The 16,427-nt window shown below is 57.8% G+C and carries 15 protein-coding genes; 9 read left to right on the plus strand and 6 right to left on the minus strand.

The window, feature by feature from the left end; genetic code table 11:
- Positions 1-313: 313 nt before the first annotated feature.
- From WA302_RS13880 to oppF, 7 genes are all read left to right on the plus strand, one after another.
- Positions 314-958, plus strand: a complete 645-nt coding sequence (locus WA302_RS13880; RefSeq protein WP_015378089.1) for a YchE family NAAT transporter — start codon at positions 314-316, stop codon at positions 956-958.
- Positions 959-1,654: 696 nt separating this feature from the next.
- Entirely contained in the window at positions 1,655-3,292 is a 1,638-nt protein-coding gene (locus tag WA302_RS13885; protein WP_336064252.1) for an ABC transporter substrate-binding protein, read from the plus strand.
- Between the two features lie 148 nt (positions 3,293-3,440).
- Positions 3,441-5,078 carry an oligopeptide ABC transporter substrate-binding protein OppA gene (gene oppA, locus WA302_RS13890; protein WP_025303074.1) on the plus strand — a complete coding sequence of 546 codons (1,638 nt, stop codon included), beginning with the start codon at positions 3,441-3,443 and terminating at the stop codon, positions 5,076-5,078.
- A gap of 83 nt (positions 5,079-5,161) precedes the next feature.
- Positions 5,162-6,082: an oligopeptide ABC transporter permease OppB gene (gene oppB / locus WA302_RS13895; protein ID WP_004932150.1), complete on the plus strand. Its 921-nt coding sequence runs from the start codon at positions 5,162-5,164 to the stop codon at positions 6,080-6,082.
- Positions 6,083-6,096: 14 nt separating this feature from the next.
- Positions 6,097-7,005, plus strand: a complete 909-nt coding sequence (gene oppC / locus WA302_RS13900) for an oligopeptide ABC transporter permease OppC (protein ID WP_025303073.1) — start codon at positions 6,097-6,099, stop codon at positions 7,003-7,005.
- A gap of 11 nt (positions 7,006-7,016) precedes the next feature.
- Positions 7,017-8,033, plus strand: coding sequence for an ABC transporter ATP-binding protein (locus WA302_RS13905; protein WP_043142468.1), 1,017 nt, complete (start codon positions 7,017-7,019; stop codon positions 8,031-8,033).
- Positions 8,030-9,031: a murein tripeptide/oligopeptide ABC transporter ATP binding protein OppF gene (gene oppF, locus WA302_RS13910; protein ID WP_025303071.1), complete on the plus strand. Its 1,002-nt coding sequence runs from the start codon at positions 8,030-8,032 to the stop codon at positions 9,029-9,031. Before WA302_RS13905 ends, oppF begins: the two co-directional genes overlap by 4 nt.
- A gap of 72 nt (positions 9,032-9,103) precedes the next feature.
- Here oppF and WA302_RS13915 read toward each other — a convergent pair whose 3' ends face one another.
- Both WA302_RS13915 and cls read right to left on the minus strand, forming a co-directional pair.
- Positions 9,104-9,427, minus strand: coding sequence for an HI1450 family dsDNA-mimic protein (locus WA302_RS13915; RefSeq protein ID WP_004932139.1), 324 nt, complete (start codon positions 9,425-9,427; stop codon positions 9,104-9,106).
- Between the two features lie 56 nt (positions 9,428-9,483).
- Complete coding sequence (cls, locus tag WA302_RS13920) at positions 9,484-10,944, minus strand: cardiolipin synthase (RefSeq protein WP_025303070.1); 1,461 nt, start codon at positions 10,942-10,944, stop codon at positions 9,484-9,486.
- A 242-nt stretch (positions 10,945-11,186) separates the two neighbouring features.
- On the opposite strand from cls, the gene WA302_RS13925 reads away from it, so the two are divergent.
- A complete protein-coding gene (locus WA302_RS13925) occupies positions 11,187-11,363 on the plus strand; it encodes a YciY family protein (protein WP_025159792.1) in 177 nt (58 codons plus the stop codon).
- 45 nt (positions 11,364-11,408) lie between these two features.
- Here the strand turns inward: WA302_RS13925 and WA302_RS13930 are convergent, their stop codons facing one another.
- On the minus strand, positions 11,409-11,900 hold the full coding sequence (locus tag WA302_RS13930) for a Dps family protein (protein WP_004932132.1): 492 nt from the start codon (positions 11,898-11,900) through the stop codon (positions 11,409-11,411).
- 200 nt (positions 11,901-12,100) lie between these two features.
- Entirely contained in the window at positions 12,101-13,573 is a 1,473-nt protein-coding gene (gene smfY, locus WA302_RS13935) for a multidrug efflux MFS transporter SmfY (RefSeq protein WP_336064260.1), read from the minus strand.
- Between the two features lie 127 nt (positions 13,574-13,700).
- Here smfY and WA302_RS13940 point away from each other — a divergent pair, with 127 nt between their 5' ends.
- Entirely contained in the window at positions 13,701-14,264 is a 564-nt protein-coding gene (locus WA302_RS13940) for a TetR/AcrR family transcriptional regulator (protein WP_141998237.1), read from the plus strand.
- A gap of 142 nt (positions 14,265-14,406) precedes the next feature.
- Here WA302_RS13940 and WA302_RS13945 read toward each other — a convergent pair whose 3' ends face one another.
- Together WA302_RS13945 and WA302_RS13950 are read right to left on the minus strand one after the other, a co-directional pair.
- Positions 14,407-15,414: a substrate-binding domain-containing protein gene (locus tag WA302_RS13945; protein ID WP_197826528.1), complete on the minus strand. Its 1,008-nt coding sequence runs from the start codon at positions 15,412-15,414 to the stop codon at positions 14,407-14,409.
- A gap of 33 nt (positions 15,415-15,447) precedes the next feature.
- The gene (locus tag WA302_RS13950) at positions 15,448-16,425 is read right to left on the minus strand and encodes an ABC transporter permease (protein ID WP_016927501.1); all 978 of its coding nucleotides are present in this window, start codon (positions 16,423-16,425) and stop codon (positions 15,448-15,450) included.
- Between the last annotated feature and the right edge of the window lie 2 nt (positions 16,426-16,427).

Below are 16,427 nucleotides of genomic sequence, written 5' to 3' on the forward strand. Positions count from 1 at the left end.
TCCCTGACTACGACTAAGAGCTTACCCACTGTTGGGTAGTTGATTTGTGATCTAAATCATGAAAAGTGCAAGCTGACACCTTTCAGCTTGGCGGTGTTGAGAGTGATTATCAATAACTGTGATCGATGACTCTTTTTTCAACATAAAAAATCAAAAGGCCATACATCACTTTAACAAAGGCCATTTGTTTTGTTGCCTAACTTGCTGGTAGTCAAAAATGCTGCTCTGGCCGGATGGATTACCCGCGGCAATTCCATTACATTAGCGCGCATAGGCAGCACACCTTTGTATAGCACTTAACGCGGAGCCATCTGTGGGCCAATCTCTGTTGGATCTTTCCGGCTTTATCAAGTTCTTTGTCGGTCTGTTTGCGCTGGTCAACCCGGTGGGCATCTTGCCGGTGTTTATCAGCATGACGAGCTACCAGGCGGAAGCAGGGCGCAATAAAACCAACCTGACCGCCAACCTGTCGGTCGCCATTATTCTGTGGACATCACTGTTCCTGGGCGAAGGGATCTTGCGGATGTTCGGCATCTCCATCGATTCGTTCCGCATCGCCGGCGGTATTCTGGTGGTGACCATCGCCATGTCGATGATCAGCGGCAAGCTGGGAGAAGACAAACAGAACAAACAGGAAAAATCGGAGAGCGCGATCCGCGAGAGCATCGGCGTGGTGCCGTTAGCGCTGCCGCTGATGGCGGGGCCGGGGGCGATCAGCTCCACCATAGTGTGGAGTTCCCGTTATCACAACTGGCAAAGCCTGCTCGGTTTTACGGTGGCGATCGCCTTGTTCGCCTTTTGCTGCTGGTTGTTGTTCCGCGCCGCGCCGCTGTTGGTGCGTTTGCTTGGGCAGACCGGCATCAACGTGATCACCCGTATCATGGGTCTGTTGCTGATGGCGCTCGGGATCGAGTTTATCGTTACCGGCATTAAGGCGATATTCCCCGGCCTGTTGTAATACCCTTTGTTTAGCCGCGCACCTTTCGCCTTGGCGCGGCTAAAATTAATTTTAAAGTTTAAATTATTTATTGGTTCGCATTATTATAGTGCACAGGATGAATAAAATTTATGCGGTTGCACTCTTATGTTGCATAAATCTCATGTTGCTGTGCAAAAAAAACGCTAAGCGTTATTTCAGACACTTTTCCTCCCCCATTTCCGCGCGTTTTGCCCCCGCTCAACGGTAAAGCTGTTGTTAAATTAATCACATCATTCTGTGGGGCTTGTCTCACTTTCATCCAGGTGTTATTAGTGATTAACCGACCATAGGCAGGTGTTTGTTCTTTGAATGTCTGGATTGTTAACTGAATGTTTCTTTGTGCGATAATGAGATTGCGTTGATGGTTTCAAATGAAATGATTTCGTCTTTTTTTTCTTTAAAATCATAGCGATAATTTTGTTTCTCCGCGTCCCCGAGCTTGGGGGCCGGATCGGGCTTCGTGCGATAAAAGAGAATTGCTTAACATTTTCGTAAAATTTATTGGCTATGGAATTTGGCTTCTGCTAATTTCCGAGCAACTTTCCCGTGGTCAATTAACTGAAATGCGCCATAAAAACGGGAATGATTTTTGCTGGTATCCGTTTATTTAGAATTCTTATAAACACTTCACAAACTTCGATAAGCGATGCTTGTCGGTGAAAAGGAGCCTCGATTATGCAGCAAACCCTGAAGCGCACTTCTTTGACCTTGTTGATTAGCGGCGCGCTGAGCGTCGGCGCCATAAATAGCAGTTTGGCGGCGGAAGTGCCGGCCGGCGTTCAGTTGGCGCAGCAGCAGAATATTGTGATCAACAACGGCAGCGAAGTGGCTTCATTGGATCCGCATAAGGTCGAGGGCGTACCGGAAAGCAATATCATTCTTAACCTGCTGGAAGGGCTGGTGAGCACCGACGCCAACGGGCATGTGGTGCCGGCGGCGGCGGCGAGCTGGGAAAACCAGAATTATCAGCAATGGACCTTCCACTTGCGCCCCGGCGCGGTGTGGAGCGACGGCAGTCCGGTGACCGCGCAAGACTTCGCCTACAGCTGGCAGCGTCTGGCCGATCCGAAAATCGCCTCGCCCTATGCCAGCTATCTGCAATACACCAAAGTCGACAATATCGACGACATCCTGACCGGCAAGAAGCCTCCGCAGACCCTCGGCGTCAAGGCGCTGGACGACCAGACGCTGCAGGTGACGCTGAGCGAACCGGTGCCGTATTTCATCAGCATGCTGAGCCACACGTCGCTCAAACCGGTCAAACGGGCGGTGGTGGAGAAATTCGGCGATAAATGGACGCTACCCGCCAACTACGTCGGCAACGGCGCTTACCGCCTGAAAGAGTGGGTGGTGAACGAGCGCATCGTGCTGGAGCGCAGCCCGAGCTACTGGAACAACAAGCAGACGGTGATCAATCAGGCGACCTTCCTGCCGATTACTTCGGAAGTCAGCGACGTCAACCGCTTCCGCAGCGGCGAGATCGACATCACCAACAGCGCGATCCCGCCGTACCTGTACGTCAAGATGAAGCGCGAAATGCCCGAACAGCTGCACGTTAACCCTTATCTGTGCACCTTCTATTACGAGCTCAATAACAAGCGGGCGCCGTTTACCGATCCACGCGTGCGTACGGCGGTGAAGATGACGCTGGATCGCGACATCATCGCCAACAAGATCATGGGCCAGGGACAGATCCCGGCCTACAGTTTCACGCCGACCTTTACGGAGGGCGCGAACTTTACGCAGCCCGCATGGGCCGGCTGGAGCCAGGAACAGCGCAACGCCGAAGCCAGGAAGCTGCTGGCGGAGGCGGGCTACAGCGATGCCAAACCGCTGAAGTTCTCGTTGCTCTACAACACCTCCGATCAAAACAAACAGCAGGCGATCGCCGCCGCATCGATGTGGAAGAAGAACCTCGGTGCGGAGGTCACGCTGCGCAATCAGGAGTGGAAGACTTCATTGGAGAGCCGCCATCAGGGGCAATACGATGTGGCGCGCGCCACCTGGTGCGGCGATTACAACGAACCCAGTGCGTTCCTGAACCTGGTGCTGTCCAACAGCAGTATCAATACCGTGTTCTATAAGAGCCCGGCGTTCGACGCCATCATGGCCGCTACGCTGAAGGCGCCGGATGAGGCCGCGCGCGCCGCGCTCTATCAGCAGGCGGAAGTTCAGCTGGACAAAGACTCCGCGTTGATCCCGGTTTATTACCGCGTCAGCGCACGGTTGATCAAGCCGACGGTAGGCGGGTTCACCGGCAAAGACCCGCTGGACTATACCGACGTCAAAAATCTGTACATTATCAAGCAGTAAAAGGGGTATTCCTTGCGCTAACTCGCGGAGGAATATAGGGAAGGCCGGCCGCCGCATTCGTTCCGCGGCGGCGGGAAAACAGAGTCCGCTTACGGGCAACGCAGGTTCCACGAAGAGCCTGTGATAATAAAAACTGGAGTCGATAAGTATGACCAACATCACGAAGAAAACGCTCATTGCCGCCGGCGTCATCGCCGCGCTGGGCATCACAGCAACCACCTCCGCCTTTGCCGCCGACGTTCCTGCCGGCGTGCAACTGGCCGACAAGCAAGAAATTGTCAAAAATAACGGTTCCGAAGTGCAGTCGCTTGACCCGCATAAAATCGAGGGCGTGCCGGAAAACAACGTCACCCGCGATCTGATGGAAGGCTTGGCGAACAACAGCCCGGACGGTTCCATCGTGCCGGGCGTCGCGGAAAGCTGGGATAACAAAGATTTCAAAGTCTGGACCTTCCACCTGCGTAAAGACGCCAAATGGTCCAACGGCAAGCCGGTGACGGCGCAAGATTTCGTCTACAGCTGGCAGCGCGTAGTGGATCCGAAAACTGCATCGCCTTACGCCAGCTACCTGCAGTACGCCCATGTGGAAAACGTCGATGACATCATCGCCGGTAAAAAAGACAAGTCGACGCTGGGCGTGAAGGCCATCGACGACCACACCTTCCAGGTGACCCTGAGCGAGCCGGTGCCTTATCTGGTTGAAATGACCCCACACTACGCCATGAAGCCGGTTTACAAAGACGCGGTGGAGAAGTTTGGCGAGAAGTGGACGCTGCCAGCCAACTACGTCAGCAACGGCGCTTACAAACTGAAAGACTGGATTGTCAACGAACGCATCGTACTGGAACGCAACCCGGAATATTGGGATAACGCCAAAACCATCATCAATAAAGTGACGTTCCTGCCTATTTCATCGGAAGTGACCGACGTTAACCGCTACCGCACCGGCGAAATCGACATGACCTACAACAACATGCCGATCGAACTGTTCCAGAAGCTGAAGAAAGAGATCCCGAAAGAGGTGCATGTTGATCCTTACCTGTGCACCTACTACTACGAAATCAACAACCAGAAGGCGCCGTTCACCGATGCGCGCGTGCGTGAAGCGCTGAAGCTGGGCATGGACCGCGACATCATCGTCAACAAGGTGAAAAACCAGGGCGATCTGCCGGCCTACAGCTTTACGCCGCCATACACCGACGGCGCCAAGCTGACTCCGCCGGAGTGGTTCGGCTGGACGCAGGAAAAACGCAACGAAGTGGCGAAGAAACTGCTGGCGGAAGCCGGCTACGGCCCGGGTAAACCGTTGACCTTCTCCCTGCTGTACAACACCTCCGATCTGCACAAGAAGCTGGCGATCGCCGCCGCGTCCATCTGGAAGAAAAACCTGGGCGTGGACGTGAAGCTGGTGAACCAGGAGTGGAAAACCTTCCTGGATACCCGTCATCAGGGGACCTATGACGTGGCGCGCGCCGGCTGGTGCGCCGACTATAACGAGCCGAGTTCGTTCCTGAACATGATGCTGTCCGACAGCAGCAGTAACACCCCGCACTATAAGAGCGCCGAGTTCGACAAGCTGATGGCCAACGTGTTGACCGCGAAGAGCAAAGACGAGCGCGCCGATCTGTATCAGAAAGCGGAAGTTCAGCTGGATAAAGATTCCGCCATCGTTCCGCTGTATTACTATGTGAACGCCCGTTTGGTGAAACCTTACGTCGGTGGCTACACCGGCAAAGACCCGCTTGATAACGTGTACGACAAAAACCTGTACATCATCAAGCATTGATACGGTAAGAGCCGGCGGCGCAGGCCGCCGGCCCATGTTGAGAATAATAAGCCGTCATCAGGCTGTCGCACAGGGTTAGGGCAATGCTTAAATTTATACTTCGTCGCTTATTGGAAGCGATCCCGACACTATTTATCCTTATCACCATCTCATTCTTCATGATGCGCCTGGCGCCCGGCAGTCCATTTACCGGGGAACGCGCATTGCCGCCGGAAGTTATGGCGAATATCGAAGCCAAATACCATTTGAACGACCCGATCTGGAAACAGTACGGTCATTATCTGGCGCAGCTTGCGCAGGGAGACTTCGGCCCGTCCTTTAAATACAAGGACTATTCGGTCAACGATCTGGTCGCCAGCTCTTTCCCGGTTTCCGCCAAACTCGGCCTGGCCGCGTTTCTGCTGGCGGTGGTGCTGGGCGTGAGCGCCGGCGTGATCGCCGCGTTGAATCAGAACACCAAATGGGACTACACGGTGATGGGGTTCGCCATGACCGGGGTGGTGATACCCAGTTTCGTGGTGGCGCCGCTGTTGGTGCTAATCTTCGCCATCACGTTGAAATGGCTGCCGGGCGGCGGCTGGAACGGCGGCGCGCCTAAGTTCATCATCTTGCCGATGGTGGCGCTGTCTCTGGCCTATATCGCCAGCATCGCCCGTATCACGCGCGGCTCGATGATTGAAGTGCTGCACTCCAACTTCATTCGCACCGCGCGCGCTAAAGGCTTGCCGATGCGCCGCATCATTTTCCGCCACGCGCTGAAGCCGGCGCTGTTGCCGGTGCTGTCCTATATGGGCCCGGCGTTCGTCGGGATCATCACCGGTTCGATGGTGATCGAAACCATCTACGGCCTGCCGGGGATCGGCCAGCTGTTCGTTAACGGCGCGCTGAACCGCGACTACTCCCTGGTGTTGAGCCTGACCATTCTGGTGGGCGCTCTGACCATTCTGTTCAACGCGATCGTCGATGTGCTGTATGCGGTCATCGATCCGAAAATCCGTTATTAATCTGGAGCACGCGAATGATGTTGACTAAAAAGAACAGCGAAGCTCTGGAACACTTCAGCGAGAAGCTGGAAGTGGAAGGACGCAGCCTGTGGCAAGACGCGCGCCGGCGCTTTATGCATAACCGTGCGGCGGTCAGCAGCCTGTTCATCCTGGTGTTGATCACGCTGTTTGTGGTGCTGGCGCCGATGCTGTCGCAATTTGCCTACGACGATACCGATTGGGCGATGATGTCCGCCGCGCCAAGCCTGGAATCGGGGCACTATTTCGGCACCGATTCCTCCGGGCGCGACCTACTGGTGCGCGTGGCGATTGGCGGGCGTATCTCGCTGATGGTCGGCGTGGCGGCGGCGCTGGTGGCGGTGATCGTCGGCACCCTGTACGGCGCGATGTCCGGTTATCTGGGCGGCAAGATCGACTCGGTGATGATGCGTCTGCTGGAGATCCTCAACTCCTTCCCGTTCATGTTCTTCGTGATCCTGCTGGTGACCTTCTTCGGCCAGAATATCCTGTTGATCTTCGTGGCGATCGGTATGGTGTCGTGGCTGGATATGGCGCGTATCGTGCGCGGCCAAACGCTCGGTCTCAAGCGTAAGGAGTTCATCGAAGCGGCGCTGGTGTGCGGCGTCTCCACGCGCAACATCGTGCTGCGGCATATCGTGCCTAACGTGCTCGGCGTGGTAGTGGTGTACGCGTCGCTGCTGGTGCCGAGCATGATCCTGTTCGAATCCTTCCTCAGCTTCCTGGGGCTGGGCACGCAGGAGCCGCTGAGCAGTTGGGGCGCATTGCTCAGCGACGGCGCCAACTCAATGGAAGTTTCACCGTGGTTGCTGCTGTTCCCGGCGGGTTTCCTGGTAGTCACTCTGTTCTGTTTCAACTTTATCGGCGATGGCCTGCGTGACGCCCTCGACCCGAAAGATCGTTAAGGAGTGCAACCATGAGCACCATTGAACATCCTCAACTGCAAACCGGCGCCGGCGTCAAAACGTCGCCGCTGCTGGACGTGAAAGACCTGCGCGTCACGTTTTCCACGCCGGACGGCGACGTGACGGCGGTAAACGATCTGAACTTCGATCTGCGCGCCGGCGAAACGCTGGGCATCGTCGGTGAATCTGGCTCAGGCAAATCGCAGACCGCGTTCGCCCTGATGGGGCTGCTGGCGAGCAATGGCCGCATCGGCGGCTCGGCCAAATTCAACGGCCGCGAGATCCTCAACCTGCCGGAAAATCAGCTTAACAAGCTGCGGGCCGAGGAGATCTCGATGATCTTCCAGGACCCGATGACCTCGCTCAACCCTTATATGCGCGTTGGCGAACAGCTGATGGAAGTGCTGATGCTGCATAAGAAACTGAGCAAAAGCGAAGCCTTCGAAGAGTCGGTCCGCATGCTCGACGCGGTGAAAATGCCGGAGGCGCGCAAGCGCATGCGCATGTACCCGCACGAGTTTTCCGGCGGTATGCGCCAGCGCGTGATGATCGCCATGGCGTTGCTGTGCCGGCCGAAGCTGCTGATCGCCGACGAGCCGACCACCGCGCTGGACGTGACCGTCCAGGCGCAGATCATGACGCTGCTCAACGAGCTGAAGCGCGAGTTCAACACCGCCATCATCATGATCACCCACGACCTGGGCGTGGTGGCCGGCATCTGCAACAAGGTGCTGGTGATGTACGCCGGCCGCACCATGGAATACGGCAGCGCGCGCGAGGTGTTCTACCAGCCGAGCCATCCGTACTCCATTGGTCTGTTGAATGCGGTGCCGCGTCTCGACGCCGAAGGCGAAGCGTTGTTGACCATTCCCGGCAACCCGCCGAACCTACTGCGGTTGCCGAAAGGCTGCCCGTTCCAGCCGCGCTGCCCGTACGCCATGGAACAGTGCGCGAGCGCTCCGCCGTTGGAGCAATTTGGGGAAGGGCGCCTGCGCGCCTGCTTTAAACCGGTGGAGGCGTTAGTATGACAGCGGTAACCGACAAGAAAGTGCTGCTCGAAGTCGCCGATCTGAAAGTGCACTTCGACATTCATGACGACAAACAGTGGTTCTGGCAGCCGCCGAAAACCCTGAAGGCGGTCGATGGCGTCACGCTGCGGCTGTTCGAGGGGGAAACCCTGGGCGTGGTTGGCGAATCCGGCTGCGGCAAATCCACCTTCGCGCGCGCCATCATCGGCCTGGTGAAGGCCACCAGCGGGCGCGTCGCCTGGCTGGGCAAAGATCTGCTGGGCATGAGCGACGCCGACTGGCGTAAAACCCGCAGCGATATCCAGATGATCTTCCAGGATCCGCTGGCTTCGCTCAACCCGCGCATGACCATCGGCGAGATCATCGCCGAGCCGCTGCGCACCTACTACCCGAAAATGCCGCGTCAGGAAGTGAAGGACAAGGTCAAGGCGATGATGCTGAAGGTCGGCCTGTTGCCTAACCTGATCAACCGCTACCCGCACGAGTTCTCCGGCGGTCAGTGCCAGCGTATCGGCATCGCGCGCGCGCTGATCCTCGAACCGAAGCTGGTGATCTGCGACGAGCCGGTCTCCGCGCTGGACGTGTCGATTCAGGCGCAGGTGGTGAACCTGTTGCAGCAACTGCAGCGCGAGATGGGGCTGTCATTGATCTTTATCGCCCACGATTTGGCGGTGGTGAAGCACATTTCCGATCGCGTGCTGGTGATGTACCTGGGCCATGCGGTGGAGCTGGGCACCTATGATGAGGTGTACCACAACCCGCAGCACCCTTACACCAAAGCGCTGATGTCGGCGGTGCCGATCCCGGATCCGGACAAGGAGAAGGAAAAACAGATCCAGCTGTTGGAAGGGGAGCTGCCTTCGCCGATCAACCCGCCGACCGGCTGCGTGTTCCGCACCCGCTGCCCGATCGCCGGGCCGGAGTGCGCCAAGACGCGTCCGCTGCTGGAGGGCAGCTTCCGCCACGCGGTATCCTGCCTGAAGGTCGATCCGCTGTAATGCGACGCTAGCCGGCAACAAAAAGCCCCGCTGAATAAGCGGGGCTTTTTTATCCGATGCGCTGGCGGCGAATCACTCTTTCCACAGAATGTGGCACAGCTTGTGGTCTTTCTCGCGGCAGATCAGCACGCGGGCGAACACGTCGTTGATTGGCTCGCCGTCGCTGTCCGCCAGACCGATCACCACTTCGGCGAAGAAGTCTGGGTTCAGATCGTAGTCCACGTGCTCGCTCCAGTCTTCGGAGGGATCGTACAGTTCTGCGCCGCCGCGCTCTTCAAACTGCAGATTGAACAGCAGAATATCCGCCGGATCCAGATTGTCGCCGGCCAATTCGAGGAAAATGTCGTAGGCCTGTTCCAGCGTTTCGTCTTCGGTAAGGCGGTTATTCAAATCCATAAAAAAATCCTGATAACAAATGATTTGGCGCTATTAAAGCACGCTCGCTGCGGCTTTTACAGCAGCGGGCTGAAAAAGTAGAACAGGCGCTCAACCAGGCGATGCCAGAACGGCCGCTTCAGCCACTCTTTGGCGTTCAGCAACTGGGAACGGGCGATGTAATCTTCCTGCACGCAGGCCAGATCGCTGCCGAAGCCGTCGTCGTCGATCACCAGGGTGATTTCGAAATTCAGCCACAGGCTGCGCATATCCAGATTGACGGTGCCGACCAGGCTAAGCTGGCCGTCAACCAGCACACTCTTGGTGTGCAGCAGACCGCCTTCGAACTGATAAATCTTCACTCCGGCTTCCAGCAGCTCGGAGAAGAACGCGCGGCTGGCCCAGCGCACCATCATCGAATCGTTGTCGCGCGGCACGATGATGCTGACCTCGACGCCGCGCAGAGCGGCGGTGCAGATGGCGTGCAGCAGATCGTCGCTCGGCACGAAGTACGGCGTGGTCATGATCAGCTGCTCGCGCGCGGAATAAACCGCGGTTAGCAGCGCCTGGTGGATCATTTCCTCGGGGAAGCCGGGGCCGGAGGCGATCACCTGAATGGTGTGGCCGCTTTCCTGCTCGAACGGCATGATGTTGACGTCCGGCGGCGGCGGCAGAATGCGCTTGCCGGTTTCAATTTCCCAGTCGCAGGCATAGACGATGCCCATGGTGGTGGCCACCGGGCCTTCCATGCGCGCCATCAGATCGATCCATTGGCCGACGCCCGCATCCTGTTTGAAGTAGCGCGGATCGACCATGTTCATGCTGCCGGTATAGGCGATATAGTTGTCGATCAGCACCACTTTGCGGTGCTGACGCAGATCCATGCGGCGCAGGAACACGCGCAAGAGGTTGACCTTCAACGCTTCGACCACTTCGATGCCGGCGTTGCGCATCATCGCCGGGTAGGGGCTGCGGAAAAATTGCAGGCTGCCGGCGGAGTCCAGCATCAGGCGGCAGTGTACGCCGCGCCGGGCGGCGGCCATCAGCGATTCGGCCACCTGATCGACCAGGCCGCCGGGCTGCCAGATATAGAACACCATTTCGATGTTGTGGCGCGCCAGCTCGATGTCGCGGATCAGCGCTTTCAGCGTGTCGTCGGTGGTGGTGAGCAGCTGCAGCTGGTTGCCCTTGACGCCGTCGATGCCCTGGCGGCGGTTGCACAGCTGGAACAGCGGTTCGGCGACTTTACTGTATTCGGTGGCGAAGATGCGACGGCTCTCTTTCAGTTCCTTCAGCCAGCGCGCGGTCGACGGCCACATGGCCTTGGCGCGCTCGGCCCGGCGCTTGCCCAGATGCAGCTCGCCGAACGATAAATAGGCCACGATGCCGAACAGCGGCAGAATATAGATAACCAGCAGCCAGGCCATGGCAGAGGGAACCGCACGGCGTTTCATCAAAATGCGCATCGTCACGCCGGCGATCAGCAGCCAGTAGCCGAACACCATGAGCCAACTGATTACGGTATAAAATGTTGTCATAAAGGCGAAAAATCCTGTTCGCAAACCACCAATGATGAGTGTACGCACAGATCGGGCAAGGCGAAACCTTTTATCGGCGCTTATGTTACATAAATATGATGAAGTTAAGGCACTTGCCGAAATTGAAAGGGGGGCTTTTGCCGGTGCGACGTCCGGTATGTTGCCGATAACGGCGGCTTGGATCACGGGCGGAAAGGGCTATAATGCCCGCGGTTGGCATTAGACGAACGAGTGACGGAATTATGAGACGCAGTAGAAATGAAGTGGGCCGTTGGCGCATGTTGCGACAGAGCCAACGTCGCCGGCATCGCTGGCTGGAACGCCAGTCGTGCAGCAATCGCCATATTATCCGGGTGCGGCGCCGCCTGGACGATCAGCATCGGCGTGCGTTGCTGTTTGCGGTATCCTGCGAGTGGTAAAACGAAAACAGTCCCGAGAGGGACTGTTTTGTTATGGCGTCAGGGTTATTTGCCGAGGTAGGCGTTGAGCATCCAGACCTGTTTTTCCTGCTCTTTGATATAATCGCTCATCAATGACGCGGTGCCTTCGTCGCCGGCGTCTGCCGCTACCGTCAGCAGTTCACGCTGCTGCTGCAGCAAGATTGAATACCCTTCCAACAGGCCGCGCAGCGTGCCCTTATCATCGGTCACGTTGGTGTGTTCCTTGATGTCGGCGGTTTTCAGATAGTCGCTGAAAGCGTGACGCGGCTGTGAGCCCAGCGTCAGGATACGTTCCGCCAGCTCATCCACCTTGGTCAGCAGATCGTTGTAAGTTTCTTCGAATTTCGCGTGCAGCTCAAAGAACTGCGGGCCGGTAATATTCCAGTGATAGCCGCGCACGTTCATATACAGCACCTGATAATTCGCCAACAGCGCATTCAGCGCTTCGGCGAGTTTTGCCGATTGTTTACTGTCGAGGCCGATATGGGTTTTCGCTGCTTTCTTCGCCGTTGCCATAATAATCTTCTCCTGATTATTCGTTCCAAGGGTAGACAGAATCAATTTCCATAGCTGTTACAGTAACCGGATTTATCGCAGGGTTAAACACGATAACAGGCATCATTACCATCGCTTAAACCGATGACGATAAATCCGTCGAGCAAATTGCCGAATCAGTTTACGCAGGATCCGCCGGCGAAAAAAGCCGCTTTTATCGGTTACTTGCGCAGCGCCAGTTTTACCACGCCGGCGCCCAGCGCCATTAACAGCGCGGCGGCGATCAGCACCGTAATAAAGGCGCGATCGAAGGCCAAACGCGCCAGCTGCGTCAGCTGCTGCGCGCGATCGGCCGCCATTCCGGCGGCCAGCCGCAGGGCTTCGTCGATACTGTCGTAGGCCAAATCGCTGACCGGCAGCGCCGCCGGCAGCGCCAGGCTGTGACTGTAGACCGCCGTCATCAACCCACCGAGCAGCGTCACGCCCAGCACGCCACCCAGCTCGTAGGAGACGTCTTCGATAGAGGCCGCCATGCCGGATTTCTCCTCCGGCGCGTTCAGCATGATGGCGGTGGACGCGGCGGTGATCACGCCGCCGAGGCCAAAGCCCACCAACGCCAGGCTCACCAGCTGCGGTGCCATGCTGCTTTGATACCACAGGGCGAGGCCGGCGATGCCGAAGGCGGTCAGGACGAAACCGCCGAGGATGATGCTGCGCTCACCGTAGCGCGGCAACAGTAAACCGGCCATTGGCCCCGCCAGCGCCGAGGCCAGCGGGATCGGCAAGATGAACAGCGCAGCCTGCAGCGGGCTGAGGCCGAGCACCAGCTGCAAGCGTTGGCTGAGCACCAGCTCGACGCCGATCAGGGCCACCATCGACAGCAACGCCACGCCGATGCCGCCGGCGAACAGCCGGTTGCGGAACAGGGAGAAATCGATCATCGGGTGAGCGCTGCGCTGCTGACGACGCACAAACAGCACCAGGAACAGGATGCCGATCAGGGCCGCTGCGAGCAACGCGCTGAGGTCAGGCGCCGGCTTGCTCAGTTCCTTCAGCGCATAGATAGCGCCGATCAGACCGATCATGATCTGCACCGAGCCGACGATATCGGCGGGGCGCGGGTTATCGCCGCCGCAGCGGGGGATCAGTTTCCACGCTAGCGGCCAGACCAGCAACACCACCGGTACGTTGATCAGGAACACCGATCCCCACCAGAAATACTCCAGCAGCAGGCCGCCGACCACCGGGCCGATGGCCGCGCCGCCGGAGGCCACCGAGGCCCAGATGCCGATCGCCAGCGCGCGTTCGCGTTCGTCGGTAAAGACGTGGCGCACGATGGACAGCGTGGCGGGCATCATCATTGCCGCGCCAACGGCGAGGAATACCCGCGCGGCGATCAGCCACTCGGCGGTGGGCGAGAAAGCGGCGCACAGCGAAGCGACGGCAAACACCGGCAGCCCGGCGAGAAACAGCCGCTTATGGCCGATGCGATCGCTCAGCATGCCGGCGCCGGGCAGTAGCCCGGCGACCACCAGTGGGTAGGCGTTGACGATCCAGAGTTTTTGCGAGGCGCTGGCGTCCAGCGCCTGGGTTAAGCGTGGCAGAGCGGTATAGAGCACCGTCATGTCGATAACAATCAGGAACAGGGCGCTGGCGACCATTGTCAGGATTAACCAGCGGTTCTTGGCGTACATAAGTCATAATCCAGTTAACGTGGGCGGCGCGAAGGCGCCGCCATTGTGGTAACCCTCCGGCGATGCCGGGTGGTATACTGGCGATAATATATATCCATACGTTCGTATTGAAAAGAAGGGTTTCTTAATGGGACGTCAACGCAGCATCGATCGCGACAAAGTTTTGGACACCGCCGAAGAGATCGTCGCCACCCAGGGCGCCGCCGGCTTGACCATTGACGCCGTCGCCAAAGCGATGGGGATCTCCAAGGGCGGGGTGCAGTACTGTTTCGGCAGCAAAGACGCCCTGATTGATGCCATGTTCGATCGCTGGGGCAGTGCCTACGAGACGCTGTTCGCCGCTATCGCCGGTGACGATCCTTCGCCGCAGACCAGCGTGCGGGCGCATATGTTGGCGACGCAAAGCTCGGATCAGACCGCCAGCGCCAAGGCCGCCGGGCTAATGGCGACGCTGATTCAAACGCCGGAGCATCTGGCGAGCACGCGTGAATGGTATCGCAGCCGCATCGCCGGTTTGGATTTGACGACGGAAGAAGGCAAGCGCGCGCGCCTGGCGTTTCTCGCCACCGAAGGCGCCTTTATGCTGCGTTACTTTGGTTTGATGGATATCGACCAGGCGGAATGGGAAACGATGTTCACCGATATGCAGGCGTTGATTTTAACTGAGGGTGCCTATCGCACTGATAGCTAGTAAAGCCCGCAGTGAAAGGCGTATGTTTATCGCACAAGATATTCCCTCGAAGAACTTTTTAGCCAGCCACTCCGTGCTGGCTTTTTTTTGCCTGCGGCAAGCTTCGGAGCAAAGGCCCCCTGCGTGCAGGGGGCTCCGGACATTACTTGCGCGCGTCCAACAGTTGCTGGGCATTCTCTGTGGTAACGACGGTCCACGGAATGTAGTAATGCTTCTGCGTGCCACCCTCCCATTTCAGATCCTTGGCGTACTGCTTCCAGATATCCGACTGTGGTTGATAGCTTACACCTTTCACGGCGCGCAGCGCGACGTCAATGGAACCCTGCATCTGGCCTTTGGCATCTTGCAGAATAGAGACCATTTCACCGGCCTGCACCGCATGAATCGCGTCGGAGACGCCGTCAACGCCGGCAATCGCGAAGTCCTTCACATTCAGGCCTGCGCCTTTGATCGCTTCGATAGCGCCCAGCGCCATCTCGTCGTTTTGACCAATCACGCCGTTGATTTTACCCCGGTGCTTCTGCAGCCAGTTTTCCATCAGCGGCTGCGCTTCCGCGCGTGACCAGTTGGCCGTTTTGCGCTCAAGTACCGTGACCTGGCCGGCGCCGCACTCGGCAATCGCTTTATCGTTACCCTTGCCGCGCTGGATCTCGCCGCTGCCGCCTTTCGGGCCTTCGATAATCACCACGTTCACCTTCTGGTTCTTGCAGTCGAGTTTGTCCAGGACGGCTTTGGCTTCCAGATACCCCCCCAACTCGTCATTAGACACCACTTCAGACGTCATCGCGTCCGTGTTCAGGCGCGCGTTGGTGACCACCACCGGGATTTTGGCTTCGTTGGCATTAGTGACGATATCGATATTGGCTTCAAAATCCATCGGGTTGACGATAATGGCATCGGCGCGCGTTTGGATAGCGGTGGCGGCCTGATCGTTTTGCACCGATGCATCATAACGCCCATCGTAGAAGGTCAGCACGGCTTCGCCGCTTTTCACCGCCGGGTGTTCCTTCCCGAACCTTTCCATCAATTGCACGAACTCGGCTTTGTTGCCGTACATCAATACCGCGATTTTAACCGGGGCGGCCTGAGCTGCCGACAGGCTACCGAGCATCATGGCAGAGGCAAACAACGCTATCTTGGTCTTATTCATGGTTTTCTCCTGGTAGAGTTGGGTCTGATGTTATTAATCGCGCTGTTGCTTACGCGATGGGTCGAGCAATACGGCAAGAACGATCAATGCGCCTTTGATAATTTGTTGGTAATACGATTGCACGCCGAGCAGATCGAGGCCGTTATTCATCACCCCGATAATTAGCACGCCGAAGAAGGTGCCGACCAGCGTACCGACGCCGCCGGCCATGCTGGTGCCACCGATCACCACCGCCGCGATGGCGTCCAGCTCATACCCTGCGCCGGCGTTGGTCTGCGCCGAACCGGTGCGTGCGGTGAGGATCAGGCCGGCGATGCCGGCCAGTGCGCCGCACAGCGTATACACCAGTATTTTGATGCGGGTGACGTTAATCCCCGAGGTGCGCGCGCTTTTCGGGTTGCCGCCGACGGCGTAGATGTAACGCCCGAAGAGGGTTTTATTCAGCACCAGCCAGGCGAGGGCGAACAGCACGATGAAGATGATGACCGGCACCGGAACGCCGCCGACATAGCCATTGCCTAACCAGCGGAAATCGCTGTTCAATTGCGATACTGGATTGCCGTTGGTGGTCAACATGGTTAACCCGCGCGCCGCGGAGAGCATGCCCATGGTGACGATAAACGGCTGCAACCGGTAGCGAGCCAACACGGTGCCGTTCACCAGGCCGCAGACGATGCCGATGCCCAGCGCCACGATCAGCGGCGCCATGACGGCGGTCGCGGTGTCGCCGATAGCCAATCCGCTGTTGTTGGTGGCGAAACGGGCGGCGACGATCCCGCTTAACGCCAGCACCGAGCCCACGGAGAGATCGACGCCGGCCGTAATGATGACGAAGGTCATGCCGATCGCCAGAATGCCGTTGATCGAGACCTGGCGCAGGACGATCAGGGTGTTTTCATTGCTGAGAAAATAATTGCTGCTCCAGGCCCCCTGAGCGACCTGATATTCGCCAATCAGCGCCACGATCAGGCACAGGGCGAAAAAGGCGATGATAATGCCGTATTTGTGCATAC

The organism is Serratia sp. 201 (genome assembly GCF_037027545.1).
GTDB lineage: Bacteria > Pseudomonadota > Gammaproteobacteria > Enterobacterales > Enterobacteriaceae > Serratia > Serratia bockelmannii.

Excerpts from the sequence above, each read along its gene's own strand:
- WA302_RS13945 (WP_197826528.1), bottom strand. The coding sequence starts at position 15,414 with ATGAATAAGACCAAGATAGCGTTGTTTGCCTCTGCCATGATGCTCGGT.
- WA302_RS13885 (WP_336064252.1), top strand. The coding sequence starts at position 1,655 with ATGCAGCAAACCCTGAAGCGCACTTCTTTGACCTTGTTGATTAGCGGC.
- WA302_RS13925 (WP_025159792.1), top strand. The coding sequence starts at position 11,187 with ATGAGACGCAGTAGAAATGAAGTGGGCCGTTGGCGCATGTTGCGACAG.
- WA302_RS13905 (WP_043142468.1), top strand. The coding sequence starts at position 7,017 with ATGAGCACCATTGAACATCCTCAACTGCAAACCGGCGCCGGCGTCAAA.
- oppB (WP_004932150.1), top strand. The coding sequence starts at position 5,162 with ATGCTTAAATTTATACTTCGTCGCTTATTGGAAGCGATCCCGACACTA.
- smfY (WP_336064260.1), bottom strand. The coding sequence starts at position 13,573 with ATGTACGCCAAGAACCGCTGGTTAATCCTGACAATGGTCGCCAGCGCC.
- WA302_RS13940 (WP_141998237.1), top strand. The coding sequence starts at position 13,701 with ATGGGACGTCAACGCAGCATCGATCGCGACAAAGTTTTGGACACCGCC.
- cls (WP_025303070.1), bottom strand. The coding sequence starts at position 10,944 with ATGACAACATTTTATACCGTAATCAGTTGGCTCATGGTGTTCGGCTAC.
- WA302_RS13930 (WP_004932132.1), bottom strand. The coding sequence starts at position 11,900 with ATGGCAACGGCGAAGAAAGCAGCGAAAACCCATATCGGCCTCGACAGT.
- WA302_RS13915 (WP_004932139.1), bottom strand. The coding sequence starts at position 9,427 with ATGGATTTGAATAACCGCCTTACCGAAGACGAAACGCTGGAACAGGCC.
- WA302_RS13950 (WP_016927501.1), bottom strand. The coding sequence starts at position 16,425 with ATGCACAAATACGGCATTATCATCGCCTTTTTCGCCCTGTGCCTGATC.
- oppF (WP_025303071.1), top strand. The coding sequence starts at position 8,030 with ATGACAGCGGTAACCGACAAGAAAGTGCTGCTCGAAGTCGCCGATCTG.
- oppA (WP_025303074.1), top strand. The coding sequence starts at position 3,441 with ATGACCAACATCACGAAGAAAACGCTCATTGCCGCCGGCGTCATCGCC.
- oppC (WP_025303073.1), top strand. The coding sequence starts at position 6,097 with ATGATGTTGACTAAAAAGAACAGCGAAGCTCTGGAACACTTCAGCGAG.